Origin of the sequence: Butyrivibrio sp. AE3004, from assembly GCF_000703165.1 — a bacterium.
In the GTDB taxonomy this organism is placed as follows: Bacteria; Bacillota; Clostridia; order Lachnospirales; family Lachnospiraceae; genus Butyrivibrio.
Genome location: NZ_JNLQ01000001.1, coordinates 20985 through 40829, shown reverse-complemented (window position 1 = coordinate 40829; position 19845 = coordinate 20985). Strand labels below are relative to the sequence as shown.

Below are 19845 nucleotides of genomic sequence, written 5' to 3'. Positions count from 1 at the left end.
CATGTAAAAGGGGATTTTATTAGGTACTCATTATTTACCGCTTACTTTAAAAGAGTACCTGGTTGAATAATTGACTCTTATGGTCAATATCGGGTGTAAATTAGTGCGATAAAAATGTCGTTTTATCCGACGCAAAAAAGGAGAGCCGGTACCTACTGATATCGACTCTCCGAATAAATATTGATAATGCTTATACTTACTTGTCTTTCATAGTCCGTTTAAGACCTTGTTACTTTTTTAAGATTGTAAGAATTACTTAGCAGAAACCTTAATCTTCTTGCCAACCTTCTTCTGTACCTTCTTAACAGCCTTAGCTCTGTTCTTCTTGCTTACGCCCTTAAGAATGATCTTCTTAACCTTAGACTTGCCGTTCTTAAGTTGCCATTTGGTGACACAATATTTAAGCATTACCCATGAAACACGACTTACAATATAGCCTTCAGCCCTTTTCGCAAGAGCGTAAAAGATTAACTGTCTTCCAGCGCTTATAAGATGTTCCTTATCAAACTTGGAGCTTGTTTTCCAATCAATGATATGAAGTGTTCCATTTTCATCATAATGCATCAAATCGATATATCCAATTCTCACGGATTGTGGGATTGCCGTTGCGGTCTTTCGGAAAATCTGTGGTGTTAAGCCTTGCAAGAGTTCACCCTATAAGCACGTGCTTTCCTTCAAAGGCAAATCCATAGTGATGAATTATGTCTTTGCTTATTCCTTTGGCGAGAAGGTCTGCATCATAATTTTTTTCTTCTATTTGCTGAAGGGCCTTTTTTACAGTATCCTGGAGGGTCTTTTCTTCATCAGGATCAAATACTTTAAACTCCAAAATATACGCAGGATCCTTAGCATCAAGAGGCTCAAGGCATACATCATATCTTTCAAAACCGCTTTCCCTGTTTGAAGTAATATGATATCTCATTATTACTTTACAATCCTAAAAAATACCTAAAGGCTTTGAATAGGAATCCATTAAATAAAATGTTAATAATTTTACTTTTTTTCATCATCATAACGGTTTATAGTATAATCTATACTAAAATACGTAAAGTTTGAAATAATTATAAAGCATTAGGAGCTGTAATAGAGTGAAAATTACAGACGTGGAGGAAAAGACTAATGAAAGAAATGCTTGAATTTAATCACAAAAAACAGTGTGGGCTGTGGCTTATCCTTATAGGATTAGTTCTGATTATCTCAGCTGTTTTCGGGGGAAGTTTTCTTGTTAACCCTTTTGTTTTTCTTGCCGGATATTATGCCTGCTTCTTTGGAGTAAATGTAAATAAAAAGCTAAGGAAAAAGCTATCACAAGGCAGTATCTCAAAATTACAGATTAAGGTAATTTACATAAGCATCGTTGCACTGTTTATCCTGATGTTTGCCATAGCAGGCCCGTTTATCCCGGGATGGCATTGGAGACATATATGGCTTGGGGTGCTTTTGGCAACTGCTATTCATTTCCTGCTTTTATTTGTTGTTCATGGTTGGAGCATGATATTTCTTGGAATAGTCTGCATCATTATATCTATAGCCGGATATGCGTCAGCAGATATTCCGCTTCTTTGGGTTGTTGTGTCTGATGCTATAGTAAAAATGCTCTTTGGAGTATATTTGTTCTTCATTTCAAAACCCACCAAATTTTTTGGAAAACCCGAAAAGCTTTCGAATCAGGCGATTGGGGATGGAGGCTGTAATGGAAACAATTTCTGATAAGCCACATGTATGCAGCTCATTAAAAGAGGCTGTCTCATTAGTATATGGAAAAGATGTACAGGTAGCAAAAAGACAGGCTGTTCATGGCGGAGCTCTTTGGTGGATTTGCTTCAAGGTTTTATGAGGCATATTTTGAGATGATGGGTACTGTTCCGGGATATAAGGATAGGCGTGATCTGTATAACCTATATCACCTTACCAACCATCTGAATATATTTGGAAGTGCTTATTTGCCGGCTGTGGTGAGGACAATTGAAAAATATAGCTTATAATTATAATAGAAAAAGTCGGTCATTGACCGACTTTTTCTATTACTTTCCATAATCAAATTGCAATTATTTTTCTGTATTTTACTTCTGAACCTTTTCAAAATCGGCTTTCGGATGCTTACATATAGGACAAATAAAGTCATCAGGCAGTTCCTCTCCTACCCATTCGTAGCCGCATATAACACAACGCCAAACCGTCTCACCCTTAGGAGTTGTACCAACAGCCTCAGGCTTTGGCTTAATATTATTCTGATAATATTCATATGTACAGGAAGAAGTATCAGAAAGGACCTCCATCATAGTAGGCTCACATATAAAAAGAGTATGTGAACCAAGATCCACCATCTGCTCCACTTTCAATGAGAAATATGCATTGGTTCCATCAACAATGTAAGGAATCCCATTCTCAGCAGTTTTATATGATGATGTCGGAAAACTACTATCAAACTTATCAACATCTCTTCCTGATTGGAATCCAAAGTGCTTGAAAAGCTCGAATTTAGCATCATTACTGATAACAGAAATATTACACAGACCTGTTTCTTTAATCATGTCATGGGTGTAATTTGCCTTATTCACAGCAATTGAGATGCGATTGGGCTCTGAAGCCACCTGAATAGCGGTGTTGATAATACAGCCATTTTTCTTATCACCCTTAACCGCAGTACATACGAAAAGTCCATAAGATAACTTGTACATTGCCTTTGTGTTCATCTCTGCCATTTTCCTACCTCCTGAATTATTGTTAACTGATTCCTTGTTACTCACATACTTATTAACCTATATATTCATCTTCCTCACTTTTGCCTGTTTCTGAAAAAATGCAACTCCATAGCAGAATATCTGTTCATATCCGTATAATCCCTCTGCATACTTCTTATCTATAATCTGCTTAATTGCTTCATCGCAGTCCTTATCAAGATCAGCTTCGCTCCCGGATTTTTTTGCTTCTATTATGATGGCCCTGCGATTCTTTTTATCTTTAAGATAGATATCCGGTCTTCCAAGACCCTTTTCCTTATTAGATTCAACGCTATATCCACGACCAACAAAAATACCGGCAAGAAACGCATGATAATAATCCTCATGATAATCATTATAACTGATTGTATTCCACAAAAGGTCAGATATAAGCTTAGTAGCTCTAGCTTCATCACTTTGCCAAAACGCATTTATAAGTGATGTAATTGTTTCGGTATCTGCAGTTTCTTCAAAGAATTTTACAACTGTATCTTCAAATATGGATGAAATCTCCTTATTGGGAATCTTTAAGAATACTGCATTTCCACTTTCGCTTTTATCTGCTTTTGTTATATATCCTGTCATAAGAAGAACACTCCAGAGGTTGTCTTCAGAAGAGTGCAATGTATCATATGTAAGCTGATCAGTTATGGTTGCGGATACGGTTCCTCCATTTAACAGAGTCTCAAACTTGTCGGATACATCAAAATCAGTTCTCTTTACAAAGGTAAGCAGTATGCCATTGTGACTTGTATTCTTCCAGTAATTCTTTGGTAGAAGGATCTCATCCTTTCTCAGTTCAGAAAGATAATTGATCACATCCCAGGGACAATACAGATAACTTCTTCCAAATGTATATCCGTTGTACCATTGCTTGATTATATCTTTTCTATCCTGTCTTCCTGCAGTCTCAAGCATAGCATCAACTTCCTCATCAAGGAATCCGAAATACTTTGAAAATCCATCGTCAAGAACTGAGTATGATGCAAACTTGTTAGTACCTGTAAAAATGCTCTCCTTCGCAATACGAAGGCACCCTGTAATAACCGCAAATTGAAGAAATTCGTTGTCTTTTAGCGCAGTACTCATAATGCCCTTGATCACATTCAGCATTTTCCCATAGTAGCCATTTTCTGAAGTATCCTTTTCGCTTGCTTTCGCAAGCGGAACATCATATTCATCGATAAGAAGGATGACCCTTTTCCCATAGACTGCATTTAACATTCTCATCAAGGTCTTTAAAGAGAACTTCACCTCCGATGTGCTTGCATCATTTTCCATTAGTCTACGAAAAATCTGTCTGTCAGCATCATTTATCACTTTATTTTCCATGATATCAGCGATATTCTTGCATACTTCAGACAGCTGCGTCTTAAGCATACCATACGCATCTTCAAAGTTGTCTGCTTCAGCATCCTTAAAAGACACAAAAAGAACCGGATACTTATTCATCCATTTTTCACAGAAATCATTGTGTCCCATAATCGACAGACCATCAAAGATTTCCCTACTGTCTTTCCTTACACTAAAGAAATTCTCCATCATGCTCATCATCAGAGTTTTTCCAAAGCGCCTCGGTCTGGTAAATAGGCTGACTGCATTATCCGTATCATGCACTAGCTCATACAGCATCTCAGTCTTATCAACATAATAATTGCCTGCTTCTCTCATATCTCTGAAATCAGACTTACCAACACCAACTTTAAAGTCCATATATGTAAAGCTCCTTCGCTCTATCCAAATCTTTGTAATTATACAAATAATTATACTATTCTCAATAACTCCTTGTCACTCTGCTCTCTACTCTACGTCTATAATCACAACCTCCGGATGATTGAAAAATCTTGGATATGGCATTCTTTCTCGGCACAAGCCTCTGCTTACGACCATATCTGTTCCATTTGAAAGTTTATATAAGCCATCAACATATTTAGGAAGAAGTCCCTGGTTTGGCGAAGCAACCCCATATCCGGTAAAAGGAATCCTCCATTGTCCGCCATGTGCATGACCGCATACAACGAGATCATAATCATAGCGTGCGTATACGTCTCCCATTTCAGGTCTATGGGACATCAGAATCTTGTAGTTATCCGCATATTCCTCACAATATGCTTCTTCAAATTGGTGTGACCATTCGTCCATTGTCATATATGTTGGATCATCAACACCGGCAATCACAATCGTATTACCATTTACTTCCAGAACAGAATAAGTACCGTCTTCCGGAATAACATTATTTTCAGCCAGGTATTCTTTAATTTCGTCCTGTTTTCCGCTCCATAATTCATGATTCCCGGTTACATAATAGCAGGGATATCTATCGCAGATTCCCTCAATAAAAAGCTTTGTATTAGTCTCACTTAATCTATCATCAAAAATATCCCCTGCTAAAAGGATCAAGTCCGCATTTTCATCATCTATCATTTTTATAAGCTGAGACTGATTCTTTCCATAATAGCAGGAATGAAGATCTGTAATAAGTGCAATACGTATAGGTGAATTAAGCTTTCCTTCACCGCTTACTTTAATATGCTCTGTAACAGGTTGCTCAAACCATGCTGTACTTACGACCAAGACTATTATTATTAACAGTATACTAAGAACATGCTTCTTCCGTGGTTTGTTTTTGTGTTCTACTCCTTGTTTGCTCATGTTACCTCCAATACGAAATCAGCTCATACTATCAAAATTCACTTCATATACTCTTTCAAGAACATAACATATTTTTACTCATGTTTTAAAGTATATACTTGCTAATTTTTTGCCCTTTTTCCAAGCAAATAAAATACATTGTTTTAACATATATGTTGGACATAATTTAATATACTAAAATCTAAAAGATATCAATATGTTATCGGTATTATATTAAAGTTGTGAGGGTGGAATTATGAAAATTTCAAATGTTTTTGATCGAATGTCAGAGGTGAATTCTAAAGGCTATATATGTCACTTTTTATCATGAATGGCATTGGTTATGAGAGCATTAAATCTCAGGTTGATATATCCGGCCCTATTTCGGTTATCGTATTATATGGATTGTATATTGCTGCAATAGTATTTATCAAAAAGAAAAACCTGCAGGATTCTGACAAAAAACCGCAGGCAGAATTGAAAGAAGTTGTTTAATCATTGCAAAACCTGCTACTTGGCATCAAAAAAAGGATGTTTATAATACACTCTTCCAAAAAAGTTCATCATATACCCGTAATCTTCAACAGGCCCAATCTCAAAGCCATCATACCGTGTACCGTCAGGGTAAAACAGGTAATATATACCACCATCTTCAAGAAGCGGTGATTCCTGTTCATAACTGATATATCCGGAAATAACGTCTCCCTCAACGTTGCCGTGAGCAGTAAATGTCCCGTTGTTGTCAAATTCAATCCAGGTAATGTCATAATCATCATCAGTACTAAGATACCATATACCGGGAATCTGATCGGCGTGTTTACCTTTAAACAAAACTTCGCCTTCCGTAAGATATGAGTCATCCACAATAGGTGCTCCGAGAGGCGTGATTCCTGTGGGAGCTACTTTCTTCATACGCTCAAGTTCCCCGGTGATGTCCCTTACTGAGGACAGTGAACTGCAGTTATAATCTGCCACAGGTAGAAAACTGTTTACAATCCTGTCAATATCGTAATAAATTGTCTTTTCACTTCCGTAAATGTTTATCTCCGCATTTCCAGGAGGAAAATAATACATCGGAAGTATGTATCCTTTTTTCGGAGAGTAGTACATTTTCCCATACATTGAGTATTCACCCATCTCCTTAACCGAACCGTCTGCGTATGTAAATAGATGTACGGGATTCCATGGACAACTTCCATTGGATAATGCAAGCTCAGGGATATCGTCATCATCAACATATATCAAAGTGAAAAAAACATCTTGAGAATTTTCCGGCTTATCGTCCTCATCCCATTCATCTGCAATCTTGGCAGAGATCACCGGATGTTTCATGTAATCAGATAGAAAATCCGCATACGCACTTATTTCGCTTGCGGGATTTCCGATTTTATCGTTTTCCTTTTTGCCAAAGCCGAAAGCAAGGCAGAATACCATAGTAGACATCAAAAATAAAGATAATGTTTTCTTCTTCATTTGGGCCCCTCTCCTAAATGATCGAATCATTATTTTTTGAAGTTTGATAGTTACCTTTCTTAAAGTGTAAATCAAAGAGTTTCTTTTTACAATAACACGGACAATCCACACTCATAAGGGCATAATGTATCAAAAAGCGCATAAAATCAAGGAAACTTATTCACAAATCAGCGAAAAAGAGGTAAAATGGGACGTGATGGGCATTAAGCCCCGACTCACATTCTTATGGAGGTATGAAAGGTATGAATAAGACAGAACTTGTTGAAGCTATGGCAAAAGAAACAGGCCTTAGCAAAAAGGACACTGAAAAGGCACTTAAGGCTTTTACAGACGTTGTATCAAAACAGCTTAAGAAGAAAGATAAGGTTCAGCTTGTAGGCTTCGGTACATTTGAGACCACAAAGAGAGCAGCTAGAACAGGTAAGAACCCTCAGACCGGTGAAGAGATTAAGATTCCCGCTTCTGTAGCTCCCAAGTTCAAGGCTGGTAAAGCTCTTAAGGATCTTGTAAACAACTAATATTTTTTAGTAAACAGGATTGTTTTATCACTAAGAAAAAGCCGACTGATCTATTTTCATAATAGATCGGTCGGTTTTTTACAATTCTTCAAAAATCTATTAAATTTCCCTAAACCCGCACTATTTGCGGTTCTTCAACTGTATAATCATTTATAAGAACATCCGGTCACATTTAGTCACTGGCAAACATGTGCTTTTAGATGAGGAGGCATAGTCTATGGGAGCAAGATATCACGGTAAGCTCATACAGGATTTTTCTATTGATGTAGATATTTCACAGCTCCGAGAATATATTGAGAACAAAATCCTTGAAAGCATAACCAAAAATAGAGAGATTCTGGATCCTGAAATTACATTCTCTGAGATCGACGAAGAGGACAACATTCTCATACTTGAGGGTTCATATAACTGCATTGTCAAGGGAATAACCTTCGAACAGACGCCGGAAATTCTTTCTGAAGACGATATGGAAAGGCCTTACATTTATGGCGGAATAGCACATGATGTGGATTCCATGTCCGAAGTTCTGCTTTCTGATTTTCCGGAAGATATCCGGAAGCTTATCCGCATAAAAGATGTCTATGAAGGCAGCGATAATATCAGTATGGACGATGAATGACAAAGCTAAGTAATAACGCCATTCTTATTTCCCGATAAATAAGAATGGCGTTGCTTTATTCATTCCACGTTCTTTAGTGCTTCACTCATAGGGATACGTCCTATCCTCCTGTACTCGAGCACCGCTACAAATGCATAAGTTATTATGCCCATAAGAAACATTTTCACATAAACCGACGGATCAAGCCATATGATCATCCACCCGCTCATCATCCGCTTTAGCATAACCCTGAAAATCCAAACCATCACATACGACAAAATGGGATATGAAATAAGGAGCGATGCAACTACCACTATCGCAGTGGGAACTATATAAAGTCCCGCTATCTCTTTTTTGGAATACCCCAAAATCTTTGACATTGAAATTGATTGGACATTTCTCTCAATTATCAGTTTAGACAGAAGATATATCAGTACAATAAACATGATCACTGAAAAACCATCAATCATGTACATAAGATTTCCCATGGAGATCATAAGCTGCCTGGAAACCCTTGTAAGGGATTCTTCATCTACTGTAGTTCCGATATATTTGCTGTCAATATCAGTTATTTCCGTATCAGAAAAATATCCGGAGAAAAACTCCTCATCAAGCCCCATGACCTCATTTAGGTGCTTAAGTCCCATAAATACTGCAATTCCGCCGTCGTAATCATAAACCCCCGTCACCTTAAAACCATAATATTTATCCTCATAAGGCTCTTTAAGTGTTATGACATTTCCTTCCTTAAGATCATATTTATCTGCATATGCCGACGAAACCAGAACAGTCTTTTCATCGAATTTAGCATTGATATATCTGCTATCGTCCTTTACCCCGTATAAAACGACATCTTCTACTCTCGTACCGCCTTCCCCGGTGGTCTTTAAGCTGTATGCGGAAAACTTTTCAGCTGACCGGTTATTGGTACATATTTTGTTAAGTAGAAGGACATATGAAAAAGCTGATGAAAGCTCATCATCCTCATCTATGGCACCTGCAGGGATCTGCAGCATATAAATATGCTTTGCAAGCATTGTATCCGTTACAATTCCCTGATAATGAACAAGGATCGGCGGAAGCATCATTCCAAAGAATAAAAGCATATTAGCAAACAATAATCCCGCAAAAAGTATCAGGTAACTGCTCTTATTCTGAATCAGTATGCGAATCCTGAATCGGTCGAGAAATCTGATCCTTTTGTCTAAAGGAACAGCTGACTTTTGCTTTTTTCCGGAAAGATCGCGCTTGATAAGCTGTAGCGGTCCAAGTGCCAGCTTTTTTCTTAGAATAAAGTAAGTGATCACAATCATTATGATCATAGGGATTACCGTGGTCTTCAAAAAAGCTTCCACACTCCAGACAGTAACATAGGTAGGAAGTGAATAGCTTCCATAGTACATTAAGACGCAGGCCTCCTTAAAACAGGTATACCCAAGGATATTCCCGATGATCGCAGCAATAATAGTCACTATGAGTGGCATCGCCATATAGTGCCTGATAAGCTCATTTATTGTATATCCCGAAGCCCTCAAAGTTCCGATTACCGTAGCTTCCTTATGAATCGTATTATTAATGGTCACTCCGAATACAAAAGCAATAATGATAATGATGATATATAGCAAAACCTCCACCATTGCCTTATCACCCCCAAGATCGGTGCCTGTAAACGTAATGGACTGATTAAGATATCTGGGAATAAAATTCTCCAGACTGACCTTTTTTGCCATTGCGCTCATGAGATCGTCCGAGATTTTTTTCTCCTCTTCCTCATTCTCCGGTTTTTCATCATATATCCAGGCATAATTATAATGAACAGATCTCTCTTCATATTCCGAAAACTGCTTTTGTGATACTATAGCCACTCCAAAAGCAGACGAATCAAACATCATGTCATTGTTGCTGTAAAACAGTGCGCTATAATCCGATAACGCCACAAGTCCGACAATACTATAGCTCTTTTCGTCAGAGCAAATCGTATCACCCACACTCAGTTTGTTATTATCCGCATACATTCGGTCTATAGCTATCTCATAGGAATCCTTGGGAAGTCTTCCCTCCATCAAACATACTTTATCTGCCTCTTTTCTGTCGGCAAAGATTCTGAGCTTTGTGCCGTTATCGAATTCTCTTTCGACATAAAAATTGTCATAGACCGATACACCCTTTTTTTCAATCCATTTTTTCTGTGCATCAGTGAGCTCCTCTTCTGTTCTGAAATTTCCATCCTCAATGTTGTATTTTTCAAAGCTCTCATTATAGGCCTTGATCATACTCTCCCCGGCTACCAAAAAGCCGGATACAAATCCTATGGATAAAACAAGAAGGATAAATATAACTATGTATTTTCCTATATCACATGAAAGCTCCCTAAGGAGCCTCTTATTTAACGGATTCTTCATAACCCTGCCCCTTACCAGTCAAGCTCTGCTGCAGTTTGTTTTTCTTCGTTCCTGTAGCTTTTCCTTATCACTCCATCCCTTAGTTTTACAACAAAATCCGCCATATTCTTGATGGCATCATTGTGGGTTACCATGACAACTGTATTTCCATATTTTTGATTGACCTCTTCAATAAGTGCCAGGATTTCCTTTGAAGTGTTATAATCCAATGCCCCCGTAGGCTCATCGCAAAGGAGAATATCCGGATTTTTAACAATAGCCCTGCCAATGGCGCATCTTTGCTGCTGTCCTCCCGAAAGCTGACTTGGCACCTTATTCTGATGCTCAGAAAGTCCAAGGACGGATATGATTTCATCTATATTTAATGGATTTTTGGACAGATATGCCCCAACTTCGATATTTTCCCTTACCGTCAGATTCGGTATAAGATTATACATTTGAAAAATGTATCCAAGGTGTTCCCTTCTGTATGATGTCAAAGCCTTTTCATCCATCTCTGACATGCTCTTACCCCTGATAATTATCTTTCCTGAATCAGCCGTATCAATTCCGCCTATAATATTGAGCAGTGTGGATTTTCCTGAACCGGATGGTCCGAGCAGAACCACAAACTCACCCTTTTCTATTTCAAGACTTATATCTTTTAGAACTTCTATACGGCTTCCTCCTTCGCCATATGATTTCTTTATATTCTGCAATTCCAGCTGCATCCTAACTCCCCTTATATTTTCATAATATAGAATAAATTTATGAACATGATGTTAGCACAGCCTAACTATTTTTTCAAATTTATATCGCAAACAATTAACTTTCATCCTATGGTGTAATGCAGAAAGCATCATTGTAACCAATTATCGGTACATGATTTCTACACTTTACTCAATTGACAACATTCTGCGTTACTGTAAAGATATAGAGTAGATGTTTTTTGGGGAAAAAATATTAAAGGAGGGGATAAGTGTATGAAGAAAAAGATTGCATTTTTTCTGTCACTAATTTTGGTCATAGTACTGACCGTCACATCGGTACCTATTGACGCTTCAACAGTGTATGCAGCAAAGAAATCTTCATCCAGGATTTCACTTAACCACAGCACATACACCTTAAAAAAGGGTAAAAAGTTAAAGCTCAAAGCTACCACAAATCCAAAAAAGAAAAAAGTTGTTTACAGTAGTAAAAACTCTAAGGTAGCAACCGTAAACGACAAAGGTGTAGTTGTTGCCAAGAAAAAGGGCAAAACAACTATCACAGCAAAAATCGCAGGAACCAAGCAGACTGCAAAATGTACCATCATCGTAGGTACACCGGTCTCATCAGTTTCTACATCAACACCTTTACTTACCATTAAAGAAGGTGAAACATCACAAATAACAGCAACCATATCACCCTCAAATGCATCTAACAAGAAACTTGAGTATACAAGCAGCAACCCTAACATTGCATCTGTTGATAAGAATGGTGTCATCAGAGCAGCTTCTACCGGCAGTTCACAGATAACTGTTGCTGCAACAGACGGAAGTGGCAAAAAAGCCAACGTTAACGTAATTGTAGTTGCTAATGAAACAAAGGTTTCATCCATAGCCATCAATCCCGAAGAATTTTTAATAAACAAAGGTGAGAAGGCAACATTATCAGCTACAGTTTTTCCTGAAAACGCAACAAACAAAGAAATCACCTGGTCAAGCAGCAGTACTTCTATTGTGTCTGTTTCAAAAACAGGTGAAATTACAGGTAAGCGTGGTGGAACAGCCACAATAACCGCAACTGCGAACGATGGAAGCGGCATTTCAGCAAAAGCTAAAGTAACCGTTAAGTCTCTTGTTAAAAACATCAATGTAAAATCTGAGACAGGCTCTGCAAGAATGCTCGTAGGTACCTCAGCAAAACTTACCGCAGGTATCGAACCTTCCGATGCAACAGATAAATCCGTTGCATGGAAAAGTTTAAATTCTGACGTAGTTTCCGTTTCGCAGGACGGTACAATTAATGCCATCAAGAAAGGTGTCGCTATCATTACAGCAACCGCACAAGACGGAAGCGGCGTAGTCGGACAGATCAGCATTATTGTTAAGGATTATGCTACAAACGTCACTCTCGAAATCCCTACGCAGGATCTTGTTGCAGGTATTTCAGCCAGTAACAAAGCTACTTTTTATGCGCACGTAGACGGTTTTGCTGACAGCGTTAAATTATATGATTCAGCAAACAATCTGGTCGGCACCATGGTAGATGATGGTAAATACCAAAACAGTGGCGATGACATGAAAGGTGATGCTGTTTATTCATTCTTAAAAGAATACTCTAATAATGAAAAGGGAACATTTACCTATCATGCTGTTGCGATGGTCGGCAACAAGGCCATCACATCAAACAATATGAACGTCACTGTACTCGGCACAATGTCAACTGAACAGAAACAACAGATGTCTAAAACAGATACAAAACTGAAGTCAGTTGCAGATTCATTTACTGATGATAAAGCTAAAAATGCCGATCTTGTAAAGTCAGCTCTGGAAACTCTTAAAAGTGAAGGCAACATTAAGGAATTAGGTAACTATAAAGCCGGAGATCCAATCTATCCTTTCACATATACAGACGGATCTCTTGGCGGTGTGGCACTTGAACCGTTTTCAGACGATTCAAATGGCTCCGCACCCGACCGTAATCTTTCTAATAGCGGTAAACTCAATTCACTTATGAAAGAAGTGCCTTCTTCTCTTAAATTGCGTAATTCTGCAAGTACTAAGAGCATAAAAGCAGGTGTATTCTTTGGTTTTGCTAATACAAGCTTTAGAACAGGATTCTATAACACTCTGAAAACGGATTGGACCAAGCTTGGCGTAAATTATAATCAGACAAAAGCTACTGTCGCTGCCCTAAAGCAAATCGACAAATATGATCTGATAATATTCAGTATGCATGGCTCCACATATGATGGTGGTCCCGTTCTTTGCACACACGAAAGTGCAACCAATGCACTGGACAATACATATTATGCGGATATGCACAATCACAGAATCGCAAGAGTACTCTGCAAGGATTCAGAAGAGGGTACTTGGGATGAAAGATACTGGGTAAAACCTGAATTCTTTACTGCTAATTATTCATCTTCCGCTCTAAGGAATAAAATAGTTTTCTCAGAAACTTGCGAATTTATGGGTAAAGATGGAAATGTTGATAACAAAATGGCAAAAGCTCTTACAGGCATTGGCGCTGAAACTGTAGTTGGTTTCCATAATACTGTTTTAGCAACTTACAGCAGAAATCTCATGAAGGAATTCGCTGAACAGATGCTTGTAGGCAAAACCACCAAGGAAGCTCTCACAGCTGCCAAAAATGTATATGGTGCAAATGATGGTCGCAAGCCTGCTTATCCTATTCTTACAGGAAAAGAAGATGCTTCCTTCAATATTTCAACAGATTTTATAAACGGAAGTTTTGAAGAGCAGCCTCAGTTCAACGGCTGGTATAGAGAAGGAGACACCAGACTTCTTTACAGTCTGGATGAGATTTTCCCTCAGGATGGTTCCAGAATGGCTATCATCACAACCGGTGTGGGCTCACAATCCGGAAACTACGATGGAACTCAGGGCAGCTATATCAAGCAGGACTTCATCGTTCCAAACAACGCATCAACCATCAGCTTTAGCTATGACTGCGTATCTGAAGAGCCGATGGAATATGTAAATTCAAAGTTTGATGACAAGTTTGCGGCATATCTTCTTGATTCAGAAGGAAACGTTGTTAAAGAAATTGCTTCAGAAACAATCAACTCATCAACCTGGCTTAAGCTTAGCGATGTTGACTTCGAAGGCGGAGACTCAACTGCATACCATACAGGCTGGAAGAACGCTTCTTATAACATCAGCGCGTACAGAGGAAAGAAAGTCACTATCCAGTTCAAGGTATGGGATGTTGGTGATTCTGCTTACGATACTGCAGGCGTAATTGATAACGTGGTTGTAAAATGATAAAAAAACCGGATACAATATTTTTCCTTATATTGATAACCCTTTGCATCCTCGCAGGATGCAAGGGGAATTCCGAAGTATCGAAAGATTCACTTTTACAAAATTCAACACTTGCTTCAAAAGAAAGTGAATCTGATCTCTTCGATGCCAATGGCGAAGACGCAGTCAATAAAGAAGACAATTTAGGTGAAAACATGAATCCTGTTACACAGCGAATAATTAAAATTCTAACTGAGTACGGTGAGGACGAGAATCTTAATTCACTTCTCAAAGAAGAATTAGATAAACTTGTTCATGAAGGGCTACTTACCGAATATCATTTTGATGATAATGGCACTATCAAACTCATCTATCCCGATGGTTCTGAAAGCGGCATTATGACAACGCCTTTTACCACCGGAATGAATTAAGTAAGCAATTTATTTGAGGATGCCACGCTAATTCATAGCGTGGCATCCTCTATTTCCTGCTTTTTCACTGAATTTTCTTTTTTGAAAATCTCACGCGCTTCTTCGATACTTACACCATCTACATAATACTTTACAGAAGCAGCTCCGATTGCCTTCGTACCGGTTATCGCTATTCCTGAATTAATTACGCCTCCCGCAACCGGGACAAACTTTACTGCCCCATGTGCTATAGCCCTGAATATAGCTCCGGCACCTCCGGTTAAGAAAAGCGATGCCAGAAATTCTTTACCGGTATCTAAAGAAATATCCCTTCCACTAAGACCTGCTATCAGCGTTACCATAATAGCCTGAACCACTAATAAGACATACATATCAGCTATAGGAATATTGGCAAATGCAACCGCACCTGCTATGGCTGCAAACGAATTTACAATACTTATAGCCATTTTTCTTACAAGTTCATTTAATTGCAAAGCCATTCTAAATCCCATCTTTGCATCAAAATCCTGGATTGCTTCCTCTAGCTTATCCCTGAGCTCTTCAATATGATATCTGCCGTCAAAATCAATCTGCAGATTATTTATTTCAGATTGTAGCATCTCACTTATATCTGATGGTTGAACGCTCATCCCTTCTTCGTCCATCCATTCCATATAACTGGACACATCTATTATTCCATTTATAATAAGTCCGTTTTCCTGACAGATTTTCTTATAATAAGCCACAATATTTTGAAGATTCTCTTTTTTGGCAAGATTGTATTCGGATGGTTCCTTGATTCTGCTAGGCTGAACTTCATCCGCTTTATTAATTACAACTAACACAGGAACATCAACTTTATTAATATCTAAGTACTTCTGCTTAACCTTTTTTAAAAATTCAGCGTCTTTATCTATATTATCCCTATGAGTTGCTGCTAACAAAAAAAGGACAACATCCGGATTAAAGTCACTAATATCTGAAAGAAGCTGATCCTCAGCTGTTATTCTTTCATCAGTTGAAATGGATTCTGATATACCTCTCGAATCCATAATATCCATTATTTTCCGTTCACCATCATAGCATGGATAAGTTTTTGTTTCTGAAGTACAGCTTTCTACGTCACTGACTGGAGCAACATAACTGGAGCTAAGAGCATTAATCAGACTACTCTTGCCTACACCTGTCCTTCCTATCAAAAGGAACCTTGGTGGTCGATGATTTTCTATCCCTTCTATAAGTTCTTTGAGCTCTTTGTCTCCTAAGATTTTGTCTCTGATGAGTTTTTTTATTTCACTTGGAATAACATCCGGCAGTTCATCCATGAATTTATCCAACTGACAGTAGAATTCTTCAATTTTTACAAGTCGTCTTTCTATTGTGCTCTTATTATCACTCATTGTACGCTCCTCTAAAAACACATATTCAAAATACGCACGACAACATAAAGCCCCTCTACAGGTCAAATATGCTCATCTGTGTATATTTATCCGGAAGCTTTTGCATATATCCAAAGCACTCATCCGGATTTGACATGATTCCGTTCTCTTTACAAATATGACGAAATAGTCCTGTCAGTTCTTTAGCATTCGGACTTGGCAGCTCATAGTCGTTACCATATCGTTTAATGTACCGTTCTTTCATCCCGGGGAAAAACTTATCAAGTGCCGCATAATAATATTCCCGGTCACCTTCCCTGAGTGTAAGTCCCATACCAAAATTGATAATGCCCTTTACACCAAGACGAACGCATTCATTCATAATAGCTGTAACATTTTCCTTGGTATCATTGATAAACGGCAGAATAGGGGTGATCCAAACAATTGTCGGAATCCCCCTCTCCTGCATCTTTTCCAAAACCTCAATCCGCCGTTTTGTATTGCAGACATTCGGCTCCAATATCCGGCACAGATCATCATCATAAGTTGTAAGCGTCATCTGAACAACGCATTTTGCGGAACGATTAATTTCATCAAGTAAATCAATATCTCGTAAAATAAGGTCAGATTTTGTCTGAACCGCAACACCGAATCCGTTCTGATATATTATTTCCAGACATTTTCTTGTAAGCTGCAGTTCTTTTTCGCAATGCATATAAGGATCCGACATCGAACCGGTGCCGATCATACACTTTTTTCTTTTTGACTTCAGCGTCTTTTCCAAAAGCTCCGGTGCATTTTTCTTTACCTCTATGTCTTCAAAAGAATGCGTAAACTGATAGCATTTACTCCGGCTGTCACAATAGATGCACCCATGGGAACATCCACGATATATATTCATGCCGTAGCGTCCACCACTACCGGTCAGAATTCCTTTAGCATCAACAAAATGCATAGAATCCGCCTTTCTTAAGCCATTAAGCACCTATCATTCTACGCGCTCAATGGTCACGTTTTTCATCCCTGCCTCAAGCATCAGGTCTCTCATTGCTGCCGCATACCTCTCTCCCGGGAATCCCTGATACCAGTCTATGTAGAAGTGATCTCCCACCTCTGTGGTCTGCAACATGATTCCCTTCTCCTGCATGGCATGGAATGCAGTCATACGTATCTTATCACCATAATCACCTGTTCTGAGGGTTCCCAGATAGCTTACGCCAAATGAGCCGTTCATATGTGAACGCTGCTCAAGAATTATGTTATCAAGAGCACCTGCAGCAAATGCCTTCGCATAGCCTTCGCATATTCCACGGTAAACGCCGCAAAGCATCCTGATATTTTCTTCTCCTGTATATCCCTTAAGAAAAGCTCTGTATTTGGTGTTAAGTGTCTCATCATCACTTTCGGAAAGCTCATCAGTTTTAAACTCGTAGTATGCATGTACAACCTGATGAAGTAGCGAGTTTTCATTTCCCATAACCTTTCTGATACTTATAGGTGTCATCATACTGATGGGCAGCTTATTTTCAGGATTCTCTCTTTCCATCGCCTTGGCAAATAAAACCGACAGTACCGACATAGGACTACCCTTAACCGACTTCGTGTATTTCATCATTTCCCCACTTGGTACACTTATACAGTAGCCACGGCAGTTTTCTTTTTGAGCAAATATGTCATCCTGAACAGTTTCCTTAGCCACGAAAATTTTTCCACCAAGCATCTTCCCCATTACTTCCTTCGGATCAATGGGATTCGCCATAAGGTATGCATCTTCTTCCTGACCCTCTACTACGCCATCCTTCTCGGTAAAAACACCCTCCGGAACATCATATTCATGATTATCTGCATCACAGTAATAATGATAGAAAAATGTCTCCAGAACATGCATAAAGCCTGTACCGTCAAATGGTACATGGTCCGCATATATCCAAAGTGTATTCGCCATGTAACAAAAGGTTACCGTGTGGAAATTACCACTTCTTGAAAAAGGTTCTGTTATTTCCGCAGTTTCTTTTATCACAAAGGGCAATTTGTTTTCCAGGAAAACAAGCTTACCGCCGCGTGTTTCCACAGCGTAAGTAAGGTAGGGATAAACCTTAAGCGTCTTCTCCCAGGCACTCTTTATAGCATCGCTGTCAACCTTATCACGAAGGTCAAATCTGTAAGTCATAAAGAATGCCTTACCGACAGGATACGCTCCTCTTGCAAACATTCCTGCGGTAATAGGGCGGATTTCCTTAAACTTCTCTACTGCAGGATCTCCCTCAAAGGTCACCATAAGTTTTCTTGCTTTTTCAAATTTGCCGCCGTTAAGAGCCCTGACAGTATCCCATCCGTTACACTGTCCGGAGCACAGAAATGCATCGCATCTTGCCAGAATATACAGCGCATAGAAATAATTAACGGTTGTATCCTCAAGCGCATCCGAGTATGCCTTGCCCGTGTTAAGCTTTTGCTCGAATTCATAGATGATCGAGCTGTTTTTCTTTTGCATCTCTGAGACAGTGTGTCTCTCCTGGGAAATAGCCATAACCTTCCCGGGAAAAGCTGCTCGTATCTTATCGAGATTATCTTTATCTTCCGTAGCCAGGAATATCTTGTCGTATTTTCCTTCCTCCATCCAATCCTGTATTGCGGATATCATCTGATCAGGAGTCGCGTGGCGTCTGTCTCCACCCAGGTTCAAAGTAACGTAATCTGTTCCCCTGGCAAGTACTCCGAGTACCCTTCTGCCACCGAGAATAGCATCAGCATATTCTCGCATTTCTGCTGCAAAGCCTTCATCCAGAATGCTCTCATCAAAGTTGGAAGGATACTGGTTTGCATACCATGAGGTTGAAAAAACAGAATACAGGTCGCTCAGAACGAGCGTATTATCTTCTGTTGCATCCGCCGGCTTTGGATTTATATGAAAATACTTGCCCAGAAGTTCCTCCGAATATCTTGTACATCCTGGTCTTAAGAAGGTCTGCAGGCCTCTGGGTTCTCCGGCATGGGTAACGATTGATATCTGGGACAAAAGTCCGCCGATTCCTGTAATCTGTGACATTATAACTTCAATATATTTAAAGGGACCCTTTTTTCCGCCGGTAAATGCCTGCCAGAAAAACAGATTCTGGAAAGCTGCCACTGAACCCACTCTATGCCAGTCACGCTTCGTATAACCCATTTCAAAAGCGCCGGCTATAACCCTCAGAGTGTCCTTATCGGGCTCTTCAGGGAGACTGTCCACTATATGGAGGCTGTTCGTTTCTCCTATAAACCACTTGATTCTATCGTCCGTGAAATAAACAGGTATGTCCGTATGCTCAAGCGCTATCCTGGTCACACCAATACTGTACTCGTCCACTACTTCCATCTCAATCTTCTTAAACTGCTTCAAGAAATCAAGACAGATGTTATCAATGTCTGTTTCATCATAATAAAGGTATCGTCCGTAAACGGCTCCGCCGTTTGTCATCTTGGTGATAAGACCTCTTACCTGTTCCGGAAACATCATCATATTCTCGATGTATTCCAGATTGTAATCAGGCACCTGTCCCTTGGGGTCAGTCACATGAAAATGAGTTTCGCCCTTTTGAACCTCCGTCAGAGCATCATGAAAGATATTTTCACTGTGTTTTAAGGTTACATATTCTTCAGCAATTTCCGGTACAAGATTCAGCATAGTATCTGTCTCCTTTTTTCAAAAACCCGCTTTGTTCTTTAGTAAGTATACAATCATATTTTACTATGCTTTTTCACAGTTAATTCTAAAAATC

General features: G+C 39.0%; 19 protein-coding genes. 8 read left to right on the top strand and 11 right to left on the bottom strand.

Features of this window, described 5'->3' with window-relative positions:
- Positions 1 to 252: 252 nt before the first annotated feature.
- Together BV60_RS0100185 and BV60_RS0100180 are read right to left on the bottom strand one after the other, a co-directional pair.
- Positions 253 to 588: a PD-(D/E)XK nuclease family protein gene (locus BV60_RS0100185; protein WP_197029463.1), complete on the bottom strand. Its 336-nt coding sequence runs from the start codon at positions 586 to 588 to the stop codon at positions 253 to 255.
- Between the two features lie 61 nt (positions 589 to 649).
- Entirely contained in the window at positions 650 to 922 is a 273-nt protein-coding gene (locus tag BV60_RS0100180; protein WP_029318823.1) for a PD-(D/E)XK nuclease domain-containing protein, read from the bottom strand.
- A 197-nt stretch (positions 923 to 1119) separates the two neighbouring features.
- Here BV60_RS0100180 and BV60_RS0100175 point away from each other — a divergent pair, with 197 nt between their 5' ends.
- The 3 genes from BV60_RS0100175 to BV60_RS24425 are packed head-to-tail and all read left to right on the top strand — an operon-like array spanning position 1120 to position 1985.
- A complete protein-coding gene (locus BV60_RS0100175; RefSeq protein ID WP_197029459.1) occupies positions 1120 to 1710 on the top strand; it encodes a DUF6609 family protein in 591 nt (196 codons plus the stop codon).
- Positions 1694 to 1837, top strand: a complete 144-nt coding sequence (locus BV60_RS23370) for a hypothetical protein (protein ID WP_197029458.1) — start codon at positions 1694 to 1696, stop codon at positions 1835 to 1837. The genes BV60_RS0100175 and BV60_RS23370 overlap by 17 nt, the downstream gene beginning before the upstream one ends.
- Complete coding sequence (locus tag BV60_RS24425; protein WP_081846504.1) at positions 1797 to 1985, top strand: fructosamine kinase family protein; 189 nt, start codon at positions 1797 to 1799, stop codon at positions 1983 to 1985. The genes BV60_RS23370 and BV60_RS24425 overlap by 41 nt, the downstream gene beginning before the upstream one ends.
- A 78-nt stretch (positions 1986 to 2063) precedes the next feature.
- Here BV60_RS24425 and BV60_RS0100160 read toward each other — a convergent pair whose 3' ends face one another.
- The 3 genes from BV60_RS0100160 to BV60_RS0100150 all read right to left on the bottom strand — a co-directional run bounded on the left by BV60_RS0100160 (position 2064) and on the right by BV60_RS0100150 (position 5375).
- Positions 2064 to 2696, bottom strand: a complete 633-nt coding sequence (locus BV60_RS0100160; protein WP_029318821.1) for a flavin reductase family protein — start codon at positions 2694 to 2696, stop codon at positions 2064 to 2066.
- A gap of 66 nt (positions 2697 to 2762) precedes the next feature.
- The gene (locus BV60_RS0100155) at positions 2763 to 4436 is read right to left on the bottom strand and encodes an AAA family ATPase (RefSeq protein ID WP_029318820.1); all 1674 of its coding nucleotides are present in this window, start codon (positions 4434 to 4436) and stop codon (positions 2763 to 2765) included.
- An 87-nt stretch (positions 4437 to 4523) separates the two neighbouring features.
- Positions 4524 to 5375: a metallophosphoesterase gene (locus BV60_RS0100150; protein WP_029318819.1), complete on the bottom strand. Its 852-nt coding sequence runs from the start codon at positions 5373 to 5375 to the stop codon at positions 4524 to 4526.
- 291 nt (positions 5376 to 5666) lie between these two features.
- Between BV60_RS0100150 and BV60_RS0100145 the strand changes: the two genes are divergently transcribed.
- Complete coding sequence (locus BV60_RS0100145; protein WP_029318818.1) at positions 5667 to 5849, top strand: hypothetical protein; 183 nt, start codon at positions 5667 to 5669, stop codon at positions 5847 to 5849.
- 15 nt (positions 5850 to 5864) lie between these two features.
- Here the strand turns inward: BV60_RS0100145 and BV60_RS0100140 are convergent, their stop codons facing one another.
- A complete protein-coding gene (locus BV60_RS0100140) occupies positions 5865 to 6827 on the bottom strand; it encodes a hypothetical protein (protein WP_029318817.1) in 963 nt (320 codons plus the stop codon).
- A gap of 242 nt (positions 6828 to 7069) precedes the next feature.
- Here BV60_RS0100140 and BV60_RS0100130 point away from each other — a divergent pair, with 242 nt between their 5' ends.
- Both BV60_RS0100130 and BV60_RS0100125 read left to right on the top strand, forming a co-directional pair.
- The gene (locus BV60_RS0100130; RefSeq protein ID WP_029318816.1) at positions 7070 to 7345 is read left to right on the top strand and encodes an HU family DNA-binding protein; all 276 of its coding nucleotides are present in this window, start codon (positions 7070 to 7072) and stop codon (positions 7343 to 7345) included.
- Between the two features lie 217 nt (positions 7346 to 7562).
- On the top strand, positions 7563 to 7964 hold the full coding sequence (locus tag BV60_RS0100125) for a hypothetical protein (RefSeq protein WP_029318815.1): 402 nt from the start codon (positions 7563 to 7565) through the stop codon (positions 7962 to 7964).
- Positions 7965 to 8023: 59 nt separating this feature from the next.
- Here BV60_RS0100125 and BV60_RS0100120 read toward each other — a convergent pair whose 3' ends face one another.
- The gene (locus BV60_RS0100120) at positions 8024 to 10345 is read right to left on the bottom strand and encodes an ABC transporter permease (protein ID WP_029318814.1); all 2322 of its coding nucleotides are present in this window, start codon (positions 10343 to 10345) and stop codon (positions 8024 to 8026) included.
- An 11-nt stretch (positions 10346 to 10356) separates the two neighbouring features.
- Positions 10357 to 11055, bottom strand: a complete 699-nt coding sequence (locus tag BV60_RS0100115; protein WP_029318813.1) for an ABC transporter ATP-binding protein — start codon at positions 11053 to 11055, stop codon at positions 10357 to 10359.
- 252 nt (positions 11056 to 11307) lie between these two features.
- On the opposite strand from BV60_RS0100115, the gene BV60_RS21460 reads away from it, so the two are divergent.
- Both BV60_RS21460 and BV60_RS0100105 read left to right on the top strand, forming a co-directional pair.
- Positions 11308 to 14316, top strand: coding sequence for an Ig-like domain-containing protein (locus BV60_RS21460; protein WP_051656385.1), 3009 nt, complete (start codon positions 11308 to 11310; stop codon positions 14314 to 14316).
- On the top strand, positions 14313 to 14726 hold the full coding sequence (locus BV60_RS0100105) for a hypothetical protein (RefSeq protein WP_029318811.1): 414 nt from the start codon (positions 14313 to 14315) through the stop codon (positions 14724 to 14726). The genes BV60_RS21460 and BV60_RS0100105 overlap by 4 nt, the downstream gene beginning before the upstream one ends.
- Positions 14727 to 14758: 32 nt before the next feature.
- Here BV60_RS0100105 and BV60_RS0100100 read toward each other — a convergent pair whose 3' ends face one another.
- Genes BV60_RS0100100 through BV60_RS0100090 form a run of 3 tightly spaced genes read right to left on the bottom strand, consistent with a single transcriptional unit; the run spans position 14759 to position 19751 of the window.
- On the bottom strand, positions 14759 to 16105 hold the full coding sequence (locus tag BV60_RS0100100) for a GTPase (RefSeq protein WP_029318810.1): 1347 nt from the start codon (positions 16103 to 16105) through the stop codon (positions 14759 to 14761).
- A gap of 55 nt (positions 16106 to 16160) precedes the next feature.
- Positions 16161 to 17039 (bottom strand): SPL family radical SAM protein, encoded by an 879-nt coding sequence (locus tag BV60_RS0100095; protein WP_029318809.1) that lies wholly within the window; start codon positions 17037 to 17039, stop codon positions 16161 to 16163.
- A 33-nt stretch (positions 17040 to 17072) separates the two neighbouring features.
- Positions 17073 to 19751, bottom strand: coding sequence for a hypothetical protein (locus BV60_RS0100090; protein WP_029318808.1), 2679 nt, complete (start codon positions 19749 to 19751; stop codon positions 17073 to 17075).
- Positions 19752 to 19845 lie beyond the last annotated feature (94 nt).